15 protein-coding genes are annotated in these 14608 nt (G+C 67.5%); 7 read left to right on the plus strand and 8 right to left on the minus strand.

What is annotated here, in order from left to right; genetic code table 11:
• The first annotated feature begins 88 nt into the window (after window positions 1-88).
• Complete coding sequence (locus tag ABH915_RS16600) at window positions 89-1672, plus strand: aminopeptidase P family protein (RefSeq protein WP_370123335.1); 1584 nt, start codon at window positions 89-91, stop codon at window positions 1670-1672.
• Between the two features lie 122 nt (window positions 1673-1794).
• Here the strand turns inward: ABH915_RS16600 and ABH915_RS16605 are convergent, their stop codons facing one another.
• Entirely contained in the window at window positions 1795-2682 is an 888-nt protein-coding gene (locus ABH915_RS16605; RefSeq protein ID WP_370123338.1) for a general stress protein, read from the minus strand.
• 77 nt (window positions 2683-2759) lie between these two features.
• On the opposite strand from ABH915_RS16605, the gene ABH915_RS16610 reads away from it, so the two are divergent.
• From ABH915_RS16610 to ABH915_RS16620, 3 genes are read left to right on the plus strand one after another with little or no spacing between them, the layout of a single operon-like run.
• Window positions 2760-4043, plus strand: coding sequence for a magnesium transporter MgtE N-terminal domain-containing protein (locus ABH915_RS16610; protein ID WP_026266502.1), 1284 nt, complete (start codon window positions 2760-2762; stop codon window positions 4041-4043).
• Entirely contained in the window at window positions 4024-4839 is an 816-nt protein-coding gene (locus tag ABH915_RS16615) for a DUF1003 domain-containing protein (protein WP_370123341.1), read from the plus strand. Before ABH915_RS16610 ends, ABH915_RS16615 begins: the two co-directional genes overlap by 20 nt.
• A gap of 11 nt (window positions 4840-4850) precedes the next feature.
• Entirely contained in the window at window positions 4851-5978 is a 1128-nt protein-coding gene (locus tag ABH915_RS16620) for an Mrp/NBP35 family ATP-binding protein (RefSeq protein ID WP_370123344.1), read from the plus strand.
• A gap of 91 nt (window positions 5979-6069) precedes the next feature.
• Here ABH915_RS16620 and ABH915_RS16625 read toward each other — a convergent pair whose 3' ends face one another.
• From ABH915_RS16625 to sigE, 3 genes are all read right to left on the minus strand, one after another.
• Complete coding sequence (locus ABH915_RS16625) at window positions 6070-6465, minus strand: twin-arginine translocase TatA/TatE family subunit (RefSeq protein WP_026538551.1); 396 nt, start codon at window positions 6463-6465, stop codon at window positions 6070-6072.
• 81 nt (window positions 6466-6546) lie between these two features.
• Window positions 6547-7764, minus strand: a complete 1218-nt coding sequence (locus ABH915_RS16630) for a hypothetical protein (RefSeq protein ID WP_370123346.1) — start codon at window positions 7762-7764, stop codon at window positions 6547-6549.
• 104 nt (window positions 7765-7868) lie between these two features.
• Window positions 7869-8522, minus strand: coding sequence for an RNA polymerase sigma factor SigE (sigE, locus tag ABH915_RS16635; protein ID WP_018773822.1), 654 nt, complete (start codon window positions 8520-8522; stop codon window positions 7869-7871).
• A gap of 272 nt (window positions 8523-8794) precedes the next feature.
• Here sigE and ABH915_RS16640 point away from each other — a divergent pair, with 272 nt between their 5' ends.
• On the plus strand, window positions 8795-9427 hold the full coding sequence (locus ABH915_RS16640) for an O-methyltransferase (RefSeq protein WP_018773821.1): 633 nt from the start codon (window positions 8795-8797) through the stop codon (window positions 9425-9427).
• 123 nt (window positions 9428-9550) lie between these two features.
• Here ABH915_RS16640 and ABH915_RS16645 read toward each other — a convergent pair whose 3' ends face one another.
• The 4 genes from ABH915_RS16645 to ABH915_RS16660 form a co-directional block, all read right to left on the minus strand.
• Window positions 9551-9718 carry a DUF3117 domain-containing protein gene (locus ABH915_RS16645; protein ID WP_079550332.1) on the minus strand — a complete coding sequence of 56 codons (168 nt, stop codon included), beginning with the start codon at window positions 9716-9718 and terminating at the stop codon, window positions 9551-9553.
• Window positions 9719-9971: 253 nt separating this feature from the next.
• Complete coding sequence (locus ABH915_RS16650; RefSeq protein ID WP_370125029.1) at window positions 9972-11258, minus strand: hypothetical protein; 1287 nt, start codon at window positions 11256-11258, stop codon at window positions 9972-9974.
• A 101-nt stretch (window positions 11259-11359) separates the two neighbouring features.
• Window positions 11360-11716 (minus strand): DivIVA domain-containing protein, encoded by a 357-nt coding sequence (locus tag ABH915_RS16655; protein WP_370123351.1) that lies wholly within the window; start codon window positions 11714-11716, stop codon window positions 11360-11362.
• Window positions 11717-11764: 48 nt separating this feature from the next.
• The gene (locus ABH915_RS16660) at window positions 11765-12658 is read right to left on the minus strand and encodes a TIGR00730 family Rossman fold protein (protein ID WP_370123353.1); all 894 of its coding nucleotides are present in this window, start codon (window positions 12656-12658) and stop codon (window positions 11765-11767) included.
• A 214-nt stretch (window positions 12659-12872) separates the two neighbouring features.
• On the opposite strand from ABH915_RS16660, the gene ABH915_RS16665 reads away from it, so the two are divergent.
• Window positions 12873-13628, plus strand: a complete 756-nt coding sequence (locus ABH915_RS16665; protein ID WP_026538555.1) for an amino acid ABC transporter ATP-binding protein — start codon at window positions 12873-12875, stop codon at window positions 13626-13628.
• 55 nt (window positions 13629-13683) lie between these two features.
• Window positions 13684-14568 carry a glutamate ABC transporter substrate-binding protein gene (locus ABH915_RS16670; protein WP_018773815.1) on the plus strand — a complete coding sequence of 295 codons (885 nt, stop codon included), beginning with the start codon at window positions 13684-13686 and terminating at the stop codon, window positions 14566-14568.
• Window positions 14569-14608 lie beyond the last annotated feature (40 nt).

Raw genomic sequence — 14608 nt, forward strand, 5'->3', positions numbered from 1 at the left:
GGCTCCGTTATGCCGGGGCCCCGCAGCCCGCCCTGTGGCGCGCGCGCGCCGTTGGCCTAAGCCGCGGCGCTGGTGAGACTATGGGACGGTGAACGATGCAGATAACACCCTAGTCTCCGCTTCCCAGCCCCTCGAGGAGCGCGTCAACAACCGCTCGCAGCGGCCCAGTTCCGACGCCTTCAAGGCCTTCATGGCCAGCAACTGGGCGCCGGCCACGCAACAGCTCCCCGAGCGGGACGCCGTCGCGGGCCACGCCGCAGCCCGGCGCCGCACCATCTCAGGACAGTTCAAAGGTGAACGCCTGGTCATCCCCGCCGGCCCGCTGAAGGTCCGCTCGAACGACTGCGACTACCGCTTCCGGCCGCACTCTGCCTTCGCGCATCTGACCGGCCTCGGCCTGGACCACGAACCCGATGCGGTCCTGATCCTGGAACCGGTGGCGGAGGGCACCGGCGACGACGGCGGAAACCACCGCGCCACGCTGTACTTCCGCCCGTTGGCCGGCCGCGACACCGAGCAGTTCTACGCCGACTCCCGCTCCGGGGAGTTCTGGATCGGTGCACGCCCGACCCTGGCCGAGTTCAAGGCCAAGCTCGGACTGGACACGGCGGACATCGCCGAACTCGAACTCGCCATCACCAAGAACGTCGGCGCGCCCGAGATCGGCGGCATCTCCATCAGGCTGGGCCGCAAGGTTGACGAGAACATTGACGCCCTCGTCGACACCGCCCGCTACAACACTGCCAAGGACCCCGACAACCTCGACCTGAGTGTGCTCGACGCCCTTGACGAGAAACTCACCGAGGCCCTCTCGGAACTGCGTCTGCTCAAGGACGACTGGGAAATCGAACAGATGAAGATCGCCGTCGCCGCCACCGTGGCCGGCTTCACTGAGGTGGTCAAGGCGATCCCGCGGGCGCTCACCCACCACCGCGGCGAGCGCGTCGTGGAAGGTGCGTTCTTCGCCCGGGCCCGCGAGGAAGGCAACGAGCTCGGCTACGACACCATCGCCGCCTCCGGCAACAACGCCACCGTGCTGCACTGGACCCGGAACACCGGCAAGATCAATGCCGGCGAACTGCTGCTCCTGGACGCCGGCGTTGAGGCCGACTCGCTCTACACTGCGGACATCACCCGCACCCTGCCGGCCAACGGCAAGTTCTCCGAGGTCCAGCGCAAGGTCTACGAGGCAGTGCTCGACGCCGCCGACGCCGGCTTTGCCGCTGCCCAGCCGGGCACGAAGTTCCGGGACATCCACACCGCAGCCACCACGGTACTGGCCGAGCGGCTCGCCGAATGGGGCCTCCTGCCGGTCTCCGTCGAGGAAGCCGTCAGCACCGAGGGCCAGCAGCACCGCCGGTGGATGCCGCACGGCACCAGCCACCACCTCGGCCTCGACGTCCACGACTGCGCCCAGGCGAAGCGGGAACTCTACCTCGACGGCGTGCTCACGCCCGGCATGGTGTTCACAATCGAACCCGGCCTGTACTTCAAGAACGAAGACATCGGCATCCCCGAGGAATACCGCGGCATCGGTGTCCGGATCGAGGACGACATCCTCATGACGGCCGACGGTCCGGTCAACCTCAGCGCTGCACTGCCGCGCAAGGCCGACGACGTCGAGTCCTGGATGGCCGGCATCTACCTGGAAGCCGACGGCCAGACGCCGTAGGTCAACCAGACAGTAAAAACAGCAAATAGCAGTAAATAGCAGCAAATAGCAGCAAATAGCAGCAAATAGGGAGGGTTCCGGCACCGGAACCCTCCCTTTTTGCTGCTGTTGTGCTGCCTGGATCAGCGCTGCTGGCCGTCCTGGCCTGCCGCGGGCTTCTCGCTGTCCGTGACCCTGACCCCGTACTGCGGGCGGCCGTCCGGGAGGTCCGGATAGCTCACCCCAGAAACCCGGCCGGCGGGGCGGGCCGTCTCCTCCGCCGCGGCGGGTGCCGTCGGAGCGGGGCCTGCGGCGCCCTCCTGCTGGGGCGCACCGCCCTGGTACTGTCCGGCCGCGTCTCCGCCGGTCTCCGGCGTCCTCTGGCCGTAGGGGTCGTTCCATCCCGCGGGGCGCTGCGGCGCATGGCTCTGCGGCCCCGGCTGCGGCGGGCCGGGCTGCGGCGGCGCCTGATGGCGGTAATCGTGCTGCGCGTAACCGCCGGCAGCGGCACCGGACGCGTCATGCGCCGTCATAGGCAGCTGGTGAAGCAGGCGCCGCGCTTCGCCGGCGGCCTCGAAGGAGACCACGACGTCGTAATTGGTCGCCACCACCTGGCTGGTTGAGGTGAAGTCACGCTTGCCGCGCTGCATGGCGTAAGTGACGATGCCAAACAGCATGAAGAACGCGGCACCCATCAGCACTGACGTCACAATCGAGAAATAACCGGGGGTCGTGGAGAAGAAGGACAGCATGACGCCGACGAACAGGCCGAACCACATGCCGCTAAGGGCGCCGGAGAGGGCGACGCGGGGGTAGGTCAGCCGGCCGGTCACCCGCTCCACCATCTTCAGGTCATTGCCCACGATCGACACCATCTGCACGGGGAACTGCTGGTCAGCCAGGTAGTCCACCGCCTTCTGGGCATCCAGGTAGGAGTTGTAGGAACCGACAACGTCGCCTCTCGGGACGGTGCGGGCCTCGTCCGAGCCGTTGGGGGCACCGGCCCTGGGCGCACCAAAAATGTTTGACATATGCCCATTCTCACCCATCCGGCTGGTGTGCGGCTGGAAATTCAGCTAAAAGAGAGCAGACTCGGTAGCCTGTAGGAGTGAGCACGAATCTTTCGCGAGTGTTTGTCGCGCGCCTCCTCGGACTGGACGTCTTCGACCCATTGGGCGACCGTCTGGGTCGACTGCGCGACGTCGTGGTGCTTTCCCGCGGAACCAGGGGCGCCCCGCACGTGGTGGGCATCGTTGTCGAGGTCCCCGGCAAGAAGCGCGTCTTCGTGCCGATGACCCGGATTACGTCCATAGACCAGACCCAGATCATCTGCACCGGGCTGGTCAATCTTCGCCGTTTCGAGCAACGCGGCGCGGAAACCCTCGTGGTGGCCGAAATGTTCGACCGCCGGGTGACCCTCGCGGACGGCAGCGGCGATGCGACCATCGAGGACATCGCCATGGACCGGCACCGCTCCGGCGACTGGTTCGTCAGCAAGCTCTTCGTCCGACGCGGCCACTCCCTCTCACCCCTGAGCCGGCTGCGCCGCAATGAAACCCTCATCATCGACTGGGCCGATGCCCGGCAAGGCGCCAAGACCGAGCCGCAGGCCGCCACCCAGTTCGTGGCCACGCACGAGGACCTTAAACCGGCCGACTTCGCCGAGGCCCTGCAGGAAATGAGCGACAAACGCCGCTTCGAGGTTGCCAGCGAACTCCAGGACGAACGGCTCGCGGACGTCCTGCAGGAGATGCGCGAAGGTGACCAGGTGGAAATCCTCTCCGCCCTGGACGTCAACCGCGCCGCCGACGTCCTGGAAGAGATGGATCCGGACGACGCCGCCGACCTCCTCGCCGAACTCCCCAGCGCCCAGGCTGAAGAGCTCCTGCAGCTGATGGAGCCCGAAGGCGCCGAGGACGTCCGCCGCCTGCTCGAATACGACGAGGACACCGCCGGCGGGCTCATGACGCCCGTGCCGGTGATCCTGCCCCCGGAAGCAACCGTCGCCGAGGCACTCGCGCACGTACGCCGGGAGGAACTCTCCCCCGCCCTGGCGTCCTCGATTTTCGTCGCCCGGCCCCCGTTGGAGACGCCGACGGGACGGTTCCTCGGCGTCGTCCACATCCAGCAGCTCTTGCGCTATCCGCCGCCGGAGCCGCTGGGCAACCTGGTGGACAAGAGCCTGGAGCCGGTCTCCGACCAGGCCCACATCAGCGAGGTCGCCCGCGCGCTGGCAACGTATAACCTCAACTCCCTTCCGGTTGTCAACGACGACGGACGGCTTGTGGGGGCGGTGACTGTTGACGACGTGCTTGACCATCTGTTGCCGGACGACTGGCGCGCCCACGAGGACGACGCCCCGATAAGAAAGCTTGGAGGCCGCATTGGCTGATTCCACAGCACCACGGACCTCCAATGTCCGCCCTGGCGGCAGGACCACCGGCGGCCTCGACACGCCCCTGAGCGGCCGGCAGCGGATCCTGCCCAATTTCCGTCCCGACCCGGACGCCTTCGGCCATGCCACGGAAGGCTTCGCCCGTTTCATGGGCACCCCCGCGTTCCTGATGTACATGACGGTGTTCTGCTTGTTCTGGCTGGGCTGGAACACGTGGGCGCCGGAGGAATGGCAGTTCGATTCACGGGCGCTGGGCTTCACGCTGCTGACCCTCATGCTGTCCCTGCAGGCCTCCTACGCCGCGCCCCTGCTGCTGCTGGCCCAGAACCGGCAGGACGACCGCGACAAGGTCTCGCTCCAGCAGGACCGCCAGCGGGCCGAGCGCAATCTCTCCGACACCGAATACCTGACCCGGGAACTTGCGTCCCTGCGCATCGCGCTGCGTGAGGTAGCCACCCGCGACTACGTCCGCGCCGAACTGCGCAGCCTGCTGGAGGACATGCTGGAGGCCCAGGAAGAACTGCGCACCCACGATCCCTCCACCGGCGCCCACGAGAACCCACGCGAAAAGGTCAAGGAGAAACTCAAGGAGCGGCGCGACAAGCGCGGCCCCCGGACCCAACAGATCCCGCGCGTCAAGGCCGGCGGCAAGCGGGATGACCCGTCGAAGGATCGTGCGGAGGACCCGTCGGGGAACCCGGCGGGGAAACTGCCGAACCCGTCGGCGAACCACTCTGGGGCCGCGGCCGATCCCACCCGCCAGCCCGCACACCGCACCATCCCCGAAAGCTGAGCATCGCCCGCATGAGCACCCCGCTGGAACAGGCAGTGCACGGCGCACTTGCCACCGTGATCGACCCTGAGCTCCGCCGCCCCATCACCGATCTCGGCATGGTGGAGTCCGTGGAGATCGGCGACGGCGGCCGCGTGCGGATCGCGGTGCTGCTGACGATCGCGGGCTGCCCGCTGCGCGGCACCATCACGGCGGACACCGAGGCTGCCCTGTCCGCCGTCCCGGGCGTCACCGGCGTGGACGTGGACTTGAAAGTCATGACGCAGGAGCAGCGCGACGCCCTCAAGGAGCGGTTGCGGGGCGCCGGCGGCCAGCGCGGCATCCCGTTCAACGCGCCGGGCTCGCTGACCAGGGTGTACGCCGTCGCGAGCGGCAAGGGCGGCGTGGGCAAGTCCTCGGTGACGGTCAACCTGGCGTGCGCCCTGGCCGCCCAGGGGCTCCGTGTGGGGATCGTGGACGCGGACGTGTACGGTTTCTCCGTTCCGGCGCTGATGGGCATCACACAGGCCCCCACACGGGTGGACGACATGATCCTGCCGCCCGTGGCCTACGGGGTCAAGGTCATCTCCATCGGCATGTTCGTCACCGGGAACCAGCCCGTGGCGTGGCGCGGCCCGATGCTGCACCGGGCGCTGGAGCAATTCCTCACGGACGTCTACTTCGGCGACCTCGACGCCCTCTTCCTGGACCTGCCCCCGGGCACCGGCGACATCGCGATCTCCGTCGCCCAGCTGCTGCCCAAGGCGCAGATCCTCGTCGTGACCACCCCGCAGGCGGCCGCCGCGGATGTGGCCGAGCGGGCGGGTGCGATCGCCACCCAGACGGGCCAGACCGTGGCCGGCGTCGTGGAAAACATGTCCTACCTTGAACTGCCCGACGGCGGCAGGATGGAACTGTTCGGCAGCGGCGGCGGCGCCGTGCTCGCCGAACGCCTCTCGGCCACCGTGGGTGAGGACGTGCCCCTGCTGGGCCAGATTCCGCTCGAAGTCCTGCTGCGTGAGGGCGGGGATTCCGGGGTGCCGCTGGTGCTGGGCCGTCCGGAAACGCCTGCGGCCGTGGCCCTGGCGGGGATCGCCGGCAGGCTGGCGTCGGTTCCCCGCGGCCTCAAGGGCATGCCGCTGGGCCTGCAACCCCGCTGACAGCGCCCCGCACCGGCGGTCCGACCCGGATGCCGGCTGGCCCCGGCCGCATCCCTGCCCAGGCACCGCGGGACGTCCGCCGCGGAAAGTCCTAGGTCGCCTCTGAGTCGAAGGGTGCCGGTTCGCCCTCGGGCAGCCGCTCGAGAACCCGCTGTGGGCGGTGCTCGGCGACCGCAGTCGCGGCAGCGGCCGTGGACACCGCTGCGGGTGCCCCTGCGCTCATCGGCTTGGTGTCATCGTCAAGGAGCGCTTCCTTGATGATCCGGCGGGGATCGTACTGGCGCGGATCGTATTTCTTCCAGTCGACCTCATCGATATCGATGCCGACTTCTTCCTTGATCTGTTCCCGCGCACCCGAGGCCATCCGGCGCACTTCCTTGACAATATTGGCAAGTTTTTGGGTGTATTCGGGCAGCCTGCTGGGACCAATCACCAGAAGGCCGATGATCAGCAGAAGTAAGAACTCCGGTCCATTGATTCCAAGCACTTTAGGAAGGTTACCCTCTCGCTCGGGCTGGCGACGATTCCGCGAAGTCCGAATGCCGGCCATGTCCGGCCCGTCCCTGCCTCACGGTGCCAGGTGCTCCAGGATTCGGCTCAGTCCGCGTTCGATCCGTTCCGGAAATCCGTTGCGCGAGGCCGGCACGGGAGTGCCGCCGCTGACCCGGGTCAGGGCGGCGACGCCGTCGTCGGCCTGATCGGCGGGCAGATCCGAAATGTACGTGTAGGTGGCTGCCGAAGTCTGGTAAATGGCCCGGTACGGCGGGGCGGCATTGACCCAGAGAACGCCATTTCCCGGTTCGGAGACGGCCGACGGCGTACCGGCCCTGGCCGGGATGAAGCCGTCCGCCACGGCGGCGTGTCCGGTCAGCACGTTGATGGGCGAAACGTCGGCCCGGGCGGGTGCGGGGGGCGCGGCGGGGGCCCGCGTCGAGGCGTGCTGCTCGAGGACCGTGGCGAAGTGCCGGCCATCCGTGAGGCGAAGTTCCAGGACCTCGTCCCCGGAGACGACGCCGGCCCGGGCCCAGATGAGGTGGAATCCGAGCTCGCGCAGCTCCGGACATGTCCATCCCTGCGAGCGGAACGCGGCAAGCTGACCGGTGTCCAGCGTCCCGGCGGGGGTGAAGTCGGGCTCACCGCCGGGCCCAAACGCCACACGGGGCCCGGTTCCCTCAGCGCCGGGGCCACCGAAGATGCCGGGGATGCCGGTTCCGCTGGCGTCGAACAGCTCCCTTGCACCGAGCGGTTCACCGCTGGCGGGCAGCCCGGCGGCATCCGGCTGGGCGAGGGCGGCAGCCTGTGCGCCGTCGGCGGGCACCGCGTCGTCGCCTCCCATGACGTAGGCGGTGCCGGTCATGAGGGCCAAGGCGGCCACGGCTCCGCCGACGGCCAGCACCGGCAGGCGCGGGCCGCGGCGGCGGGCGCCGTGTGGAACTGCGGCAGCGGCCGCGCCATGGGCGACCGCCCCGGCGGTCCCTGCCCGATCCGGCACGGGGTGTCCTGCCGGGAACCGGCCTGGCGGCCACGGATGATGACCGCCCCCGACCGCGTCCGCCGCGTCCGGCCGTTCCGCTGTGTCCAATAGTTCCGTTGTTTCCATTAGTTCCGCGGTGTCCGCCGCTTCGGCGCGTTCCGCCGTGGCCCGTTCCGCGGCCAACTGCCCGGTCCGTGCCAGGAGCCGTGCGGTCAGGTCCTCACTGGCCTCGGGCACGGCGGCGCCGCGGAGCTTCTCAAGGTACTGCCGCTCGCGCTGTAGCCGGGCACGGCATTCGGCGCACGATTCCACGTGGTCGTGGCGTCCGGCATCCCATTTCCGGGTAGCGCCGGGCCTGCCCCAGAACTTGCAGCCTGGTGCTCCCAGTAAACGTCTCAGCAGACCCATTGACCGGTTCAGAGGAGGCCGGCGATGCGCGGCATCTTGAGCCGCGGCTTGAGGGACTGCTTGGCCGGCTGCGCCGGCCGGGGGTCGCGGTGCGCGAGCTTTTCACGGAGCATTGTCCGGCCGCGGTGAATCCGGGACCGGACGGTCCCGAGCTTGATGTCCAGCGCGGCGGCGACTTCGTCGTAGGAGAGCCCTTCGAGGTCGCACAGCACGACGGCGGCGCGGAAGTCGGGCGGAAGTTCCTCGAGCGCTGCCTGGACATCGACGTCGAGGTTGTTGAATTCAAAGCTTTGCTCCGGCCCGGGCTCCCGGCCCGGCAGCCGCGACTCGGCGTCGTCGGCCAGGGCATCAAAGCGGATCCTGCTCTTGCGCCGCGCCTGGTCCAGGAACAGGTTGGTGGTGATCCGGTGCAGCCAGCCGTCCAGCGTGCCGGGCTTGAAGTTCTCAAGCGAACGGAACACCCGGACGAACACCTCCTGGGTGAGGTCCTCGGCGTCGTACTTGTTTCCGGTCAGCCGGTACGCAAGGCGGTAGACCTTGGCGGAGTGGTTGGTCACCACTTCCTCCCAGGTCGGCCGGACCCATTCGGCTTCCGCCGCGGTCCGGGACTGGCCGGTTGAATCTGTTGCCTCAGCTGCCGGGACAGGTGCCAGAATCGACATCGTCCACTCCCCTCGTGGATGGTACCTACGCCTGAATTGTGCCTGCTTGCACAGGTTCCTGCACCCTTCATTCGACGCCGATCACCACGCGGATGAGCGGATACCCATCATTTCAAAATAAGCTGGGAATTTCCTGATCCACCGCGGTCTTCCGCCGAAGGCAGAACGGCGTCCTCCGGACGGGGCCACGATGCTGCCGCCTCCGCGTCCCGTCGCGCCGGACACAGTACGCTGTAGGGAACACTCCCCTGCCGCCCAGAAAGCGATATCCCATGAGCGCCGATAAGTCCACGAGCTGGTCCTACGCAGAAGATCTGCCTGCCGAGGATGAGGTCCTGTTGCACGCGCGCGAACGGTCCTTCGAGCTTGGCGTGACCCCGATCGGCCCCGGCGTGGGCGCCGTGCTGACGGTGCTGGCGGCGGCGTCCAAGGCACAGACCGCCGTGGAGATCGGCACCGGTGCGGGCGTGTCCGGCGTGTGCATCCTGCGCGGGCTCGGCCCGCAGGCTGTCCTGACCACCATCGACGTCGACGTCGAACACCTCAAGGCCGCGCGCGAAGCGTTCCAGGAGGCCGGCAGCCCCGCCAACCGCACCCGCACCATTTCGGGCCGGGCCGGTGATGTCCTGCCCCGGCTGACGGACGGCGCCTATGACCTCGTGTTCATTGACGCGGACAAGCCGAACTACCCCAGCTACGTGGAGCAAGCCGTGCGGCTGCTCAAATCCGGCGGGCTGCTGATCGTCAACGATGCCCTCGACAAGGACCGGGTCGCGAACCCGGCCGCCCGGGAAGCCACCACCGTGGTGCTGCGCCAGATCGGCAAGTCCATCCGCGACGACGACCGCCTCGCGTCCGCCATGCTGCCCACCGGCGACGGCCTGCTAATCGCCGTGAAGAAGTAACCGCCACGAGCTGGCAGCCCAGAAGTAACAGCCCGCGCGGGGGTCCGGGCGCAGACAGCAAAGGGCGGGGTCCGCAGCCTGGTGGCCGGGACCCCGCCCTGTTGCGAAGCTCTTGGCGTGACGCTATTCGGTGACGCCGACGAGGCATTCCTTGAGGTTCGTCGCCTCAGCGGCATTGAGTTCGACTACAAGCCGCCCCCCGCCTTCGAGCGGAACACGCATGATCAGGCTGCGTCCCTCTTTCGTCACTTCCATAGGGCCGTCGCCGGTGCGTGGTTTCATTGCCGCCATAAGGAATATCCCCTTTATTAGTCCCTGACTTACCAGCCCGGCCGGGCTGCGTCCGCTTGGCCAATCAACCCGCCCGGCGACGCTCCAGAAGGCGGCCGTGACAGGCAAACCCACAAATAATGCGCTTACAAACTGTGTGCTTCTTGTCCTTGCTTATCCTCTATTATCGCGTAACAATGCGCCCGTAGCTAATCGTTGGACTTTCCAGCGCGTCCCGCCAGGCCGGGCCGACGCCGCGAAAAGGTGCTGTGCGTCACGGCGGATAGTCCCCTCCGCCCGGCAGCTGCGCCCACGCCCACAGCCACACAATCCAGACGATCTGCAGCAGCACGAACATGACCACCACGGTGCCGCGGTAGGCGCGGGAACGTGAGAGAAGGGCAGCGCTGAGGGCGAGCGGGAACAGCGGCAGCAGCATCCTGAAGGTGCTGGTCTGGGGGTGCAGGAAGACCAGCAGGTACCCCATGTAGCAGCAGCACCAGAGCCTCAGCTCAGTGCCCAGGGCCACGACCGGCCGGGACATCATCAACAGCGTGAACGCGGCAACGAACACGAAGGGAGCCAGCACGCCAAGCGTCGGCCCGAAGAGCATGATGCCGGCGTCGAACCATGGCTTGAATGGCACCAGGTCATCGCCGCGCCATGCGGTTTCGGTCTTGGTGTAGGCGCCCAGATCGCCGGTCGCGGCCCAGGCGATGGCCGGCCACAGCAGCGCACCAATGCCGCTGACGGCGGTGAGCCCGCCCAGGGACCACAGCTCCGCGTTGCCGGGAACGTCGACTCCGTCCCCGCGCTGCACTGTGACGCCCCGTGTCGCGGGACTCTGCGTTGTGGGGGGCCGTGTCGCGGGACTCTGCGTTGTGGAGGGCTGTGTTGTGGGGCGCTGTGCGGCGAGGGGCTGCGCGGTGAGGCGCTGCCAGAAACGGTAGAGCAGCAACAGGCCCATCATCGCGGCAAACGGAACCCCGGTAGGCCGGGAAAGGCACATCAGGACCACGACGGGCATGGCCCACAGGTACCGGCGCTCCATGACGAGCAGCAGCGCGGCGCCGAGGAGCAGCAGGTTGAGGGATTCGGCGTAGGGCACCTGCAGCACCGGCGCCACCGGGAAAGCCGCCAGGAACACGGTCCCCCAGAGCGCCGTGCGGTGCGTGGCCCGGTGCCGGAAAATCCTGTACGCCACGAGGGCGGCACCCACTCCGGAGAGAACGGCGATGGCCGTCAGGGACCAGGCCGGACCCGTGCCTGTCAGCCCAGACACCACCCGGCCGAGCACGGGAAACAGCGGGTAGAAGGCCCACGTGTTCTCCTGAACGGTGCCGGCGTCGTCGGTCGGCAGAAGCGCCGGATACCCCGCCTGCAGCGCTTGGGCGTACCAGCGGGCGTCCCAGATGTTGATGAAGTTCCAATAGTCGGGCTTGGCGGGAAACCACGGATTCACGCCCTGGTGCAGGGCGGCGGCCATGAAGATGCAGGCGCTGACCAGCCGGGCGGCGATGTACAGGAGGGCCACCTGCGCCCACCAGGGCCACCGCGCCATCCCGGCTCCCGCGGCGGCGATGCGGCTCCACAGCACCGCATTCAACCCCTGTGGTTCCGGGGCAACAGGCGCCGCAACGGCCTCCGGGTCTTCCACGCGGCTCACGGCCGCTGTTCAGTCGGCGGGCGGAGGCGCTCCAGTTCCTCCCCGAGTGCCTCGATCCTCTGGTCCTTGGCGGTGATCTGCTCCCGCAGGTCATCCAGGACCTGATCCACCTGGTCCATCCGGTAGCCGCGGAGTCCGACGGCGAAGCGCAGACGGTCAATGTCCGCGGGGGCCGCGCGCTCGGGCAGCAGGACCGGCGGCAGGGATGCGACCGGCTCGTCGAAGCCGTCGTCAAAGGAACCGCCCGCACCACCGCCCCGGCGGCGCCGGAAGATTTTCGGCGCCAGGCCGGTGCCCAGGAGGACGGCGACGCCGATCAGCACAATCGCCAGGAAAACCAGGAAGAGACTCACTAGACCATCGTGCCAGAAGCCGGACGCCGGAGCGCTCAGGCGGACGAATCAGCCCCGCGTTCCCTTGATGTTCGCGGTGCCGGTCCCGTTGGTGGAGCTGCCGTTCGGGTTCCGGTGGCGGGCGGCGCCTTCCACTACCAGCTCGACGGCCCGCGCGGGGTCGTCCACCACCTGCACGAGGTCCAGGTCTTCGGCCGAAACCATTCCGTCCGCGACGAGGGTGTTACGGACCCACTCGAGCATGGGGCTCCAGAAAGCGGTTCCCACCAGCACGATCGGGAAGGAGGTGACCTTGCGGGTTTGGACCAGGACCATGGCTTCGAAGAGCTCATCCAGGGTGCCGAGGCCGCCGGGGAGCACGATGAAGCCCTGGGCGTACTTGACGAACATGGTCTTGCGGGCGAAGAAGTACCGGAAGTTGATGCCCAGGTCCACCCACTGGTTCATGCCCTGTTCGAAAGGCAGTTCGATTCCGAGCCCCACGGAGACCCCGTTGCCCTGCACGGCGCCCATGTTGGCGGCCTCCATCGAGCCGGGGCCGCCGCCGGTGATCACGGCGAGTCCGGCTTCGGCCAGCCGGCGTCCGACCTCGACGCCGAGCTCGTAGTTCGCGCTGCCCGGCACGGTGCGGGCGGAGCCGAAGACGCTGACTGCAGGACCGAGATCGGCCAGCGCGCCGAAGCCTTCCACGAACTCGCTCTGGATCCGCAGCACGCGCCAGGGGTCGGTGTGGACGAACTGGCCCGGCCCTTTCGTGTCGAGCAGGGTCTGGTCGGACATCGTGACCTTGGCGGCCTTGCGGCGCAGCTCAAGCGGGCCCTTGTGGCGGATCCCGTTGGGCGCCGGTGTGCTGCGGGTCTCGCGGGCCGGCTTTCCGGCGGGATTCTGTTCCGGGTTCTGCTCGGGGTTCTGCTTGGGGCCATGCTGCGGATCGCTACTCATGCCCATAGGCTAGCGCGGAACTCCGTCGCCGCCGCGTCGGCGCGTCGGCGCGGGAGCGGCGGCCAGAGGAGGCCCGGGACCGCCGCGGGACCCCTGCGGGAGTCCTGCGGCGGGCCCGTAAGGGACGCTGACGTGCAGGTATCTCTTGAATCACGATCTGTCCTAAACAGAGTGATTGCGGTCATATTCCGTCAATCTTCGCTAGATTCTTTCTATGACTACTCAAGTGCCCGGCGATGCTCTCGTCTCCCTGAAGGCCGTGAACAAGCATTACGGCCAGTTGCACGTCCTGAAGGACATCAACCTGAACGTCCGCAAGGGTGAGGTTGTTGTTGTCATCGGCCCTTCGGGTTCCGGCAAGTCCACGCTCTGCCGCGCCATCAACCGTCTCGAGACCATCGACGACGGCGACATCAAGATCGATGGCAAGGAACTGCCCGCCGAGGGCAAGGAACTGGCGAAGCTGCGCGCCGACGTCGGTATGGTCTTCCAGTCCTTCAACCTCTTCGCCCACAAGACCATCCTCGAAAACGTCACCCTCGGCCCGATCAAGGTCAAGGGTGTCCCCAAGGGCGAGGCCGACAAGGACGCCATGGCGCTGCTCGAGCGCGTCGGCGTCGGGCATCAGGCCCCCAAACTTCCGGCCCAGCTCTCCGGCGGCCAGCAGCAGCGCGTTGCCATTGCCCGCGCCCTGGCCATGAAGCCCAAGGTGATGCTCTTCGATGAGCCCACCTCGGCCCTCGACCCGGAAATGATCAACGAGGTCCTGGACGTCATGGTCCAGCTCGCCAAGGAGGGCATGACCATGATCGTGGTCACCCACGAGATGGGCTTCGCCCGCAAGGCCGCCGACCGCGTCGTGTTCATGGCCGACGGCCAGATCGTCGAGGACGCGACCCCCGAAGAGTTCTTCACCAATCCCAAGAGCAGCCGGGCCAAGGATTTCCTGTCCAAGCTGCTGACACACTGACCGACTACGAGTTCGCACCCTGGCCGCCTGACGGCGGCCCAATGAAAGGAATGTCATGAAGGCATTTTTGACCCGAAGGAAATCCCTTCTGGTTGCCGCATCCGCAGCACTGGCGCTCAGCCTGAGTGCCTGTGGCGGCAGCTCCTCCACTACCACCAACCCGCCCGTAGCCGAGAAGCCGAGCTTTGCCGCCGATTCCACCATGGCCAAGCTTTCTTCCGCAGGCAAGATCACCATCGGCACCAAGTTCGACCAGCCTCTCTTCGGCCAGAAGGGCCTCGACGGCAAGCCGGTCGGCTTCGACGTCGAAATGGGCAAGCTGATTGCCGCCAAGCTGGGCATCCCCGCCGACAAGATCGAGTGGGTTGAAACTGTCTCCGCCAACCGCGAGCAGTTCATCAAGCAGGGCAAGGTGGACATGATCGTTGCCACCTACACCATCAACGACAAGCGCAAGGCCGAAGTCGACTTCGCCGGCCCGTACTACGAGGCCGGACAGGCCCTCATGGTGAACAAGGACAACAACTCCATCACCAAGCCCGAGGACGTCAAGGGCAAGAACGTCTGCTCAGTGACCGGTTCCACGCCGGCCTCCACGATCGTGGAGAAGTACGGCGCAGTGCTGGTTCCGGCTGCGACCTACTCCGCCTGCCTTGAGCCGCTGCGGAACAAGCAGGTCGAAGCGATCACCACCGACAACGTCATCCTCGCCGGTTTCGTGGCCAAGGAGCCGGACGCCTTCAAGCTGGCATCGGACCAGACCTTCACCAAGGAGCCCTACGGCATCGGCCTGAAGAAGGACGACACCGCCTTCCGCATGTGGATCAATGACCAGCTGGAGGCCTTCGACAAGGATGGGTCCTACAAGAAGGCCTGGGAGGACACCGCCGGCACCGTCATCAAGACCGCGCCCGCGCTTCCCACGATCGACCGCTACTAGCCGGCTGTGGCGGTTGCCGGGCCAGCGATTTCATCGCAGC

Origin of the sequence: Arthrobacter sp. MW3 TE3886 (genome assembly GCF_041262145.1) — a bacterium.
Classification (GTDB): domain Bacteria; phylum Actinomycetota; class Actinomycetes; order Actinomycetales; family Micrococcaceae; genus Arthrobacter.